Origin of the sequence: Agrilactobacillus fermenti (assembly GCF_021030645.1) — a bacterium.
Lineage (GTDB): Bacteria > Bacillota > Bacilli > Lactobacillales > Lactobacillaceae > Agrilactobacillus > Agrilactobacillus fermenti.
This window is the reverse complement of record NZ_JACGCJ010000064.1, coordinates 1-1291: the sequence shown is the minus strand read 5'-3', so window position 1 is coordinate 1291 and position 1291 is coordinate 1. Positions and strand designations below refer to the sequence as shown.

Here is a 1291-nt window from a genome sequence, read left to right as displayed (position 1 = left end):
GGTACTATGCTTAGCCCCGGTACATTTTCGGCGCAGGACCACTCGACTAGTGAGCTATTACGCACTCTTTAAATGGTGGCTGCTTCTGAGCCAACATCCTAGTTGTCTGCGCAGTTCCACATCCTTTTCCACTTAGCATAGATTTTGGGACCTTAACTGGTGATCTGGGCTGTTCCCCTTTCGACTACGGATCTTATCACTCGCAGTCTGACTCCTGATGATAGATCAGCGGCATTCGGAGTTTATCTGAATTCAGTAACCCAAGACGGGCCCCTAGTCCAAACAGTGCTCTACCTCCGTGATCCTTACATCAAGGCTAGCCCTAAAGCTATTTCGGAGAGAACCAGCTATCTCCAAGTTCGTTTGGAATTTCACCGCTACCCACACCTCATCCCCGCACTTTTCAACGTACGTGGGTTCGGTCCTCCAGTGCGTTTTACCGCACCTTCAACCTGGACATGGGTAGGTCACTTGGTTTCGGGTCTACCTCTACTTACTCTTGCGCCCTATTCAGACTCGCTTTCGCTGCGGCTCCATCTTTTCTGATTTAACCACGCAAGCAAAGGTAACTCGCCGGTTCATTCTACAAAAGGCACGCCATCACGCGTTAACGCGCTCTGACTACTTGTAGGCACACGGTTTCAGGAACTATTTCACTCCCCTTCCGGGGTGCTTTTCACCTTTCCCTCACGGTACTGGTTCACTATCGGTCACTAGGGAGTATTTAGCCTTGGGAGATGGTCCTCCCAGATTCCGACCAGATTTCACGTGTCTGGCCGTACTCAGGATCCTGAACGGAGGCAGCGGCCTTTGGCCTAAGGGGCTCTCACCCGCTCTGGCTGACCTTCCCAGGTCATTCGGCTAAGCCGCCGCTTGGTAACTCCAATGTTCAGTCCTACAACCCCAGGATGCAAGCATCCTGGTTTGGGCTCTTCCCCTTTCGCTCGCCGCTACTCAGGGAATCGAGTTTTCTTTCTCTTCCTGCAACTACTGAGATGTTTCAGTTCATCGCGTCTGCCTGCCGCCAGCTATGAATTCACTGACGGCCAACTATCGATCAGGATAGTCAGGTTCCCCCATTCGGAAATCTCCGGATCAAAGCTTACTTACAGCTCCCCGAAGCATATCGGTGTTAGTCCCGTCCTTCATCGGCTCCTAGTGCCAAGGCATTCACCGTGCGCCCTTGTTAACTTGACCTAGCACGTCGTGCTGGTCGTTCGGCAATTTAATACACAGTTGATTCTCGGTTATTAGAATATTTCATGATATGTGGTTTTCAAGGAACGAAGTG

General features: G+C 51.2%; 1 rRNA gene. It reads right to left on the bottom strand.

The window, feature by feature from the left end:
• Positions 1–1197 (bottom strand): 23S ribosomal RNA (locus tag FHQ08_RS12610); the annotation flags it as partial.
• Positions 1198–1291 lie beyond the last annotated feature (94 nt).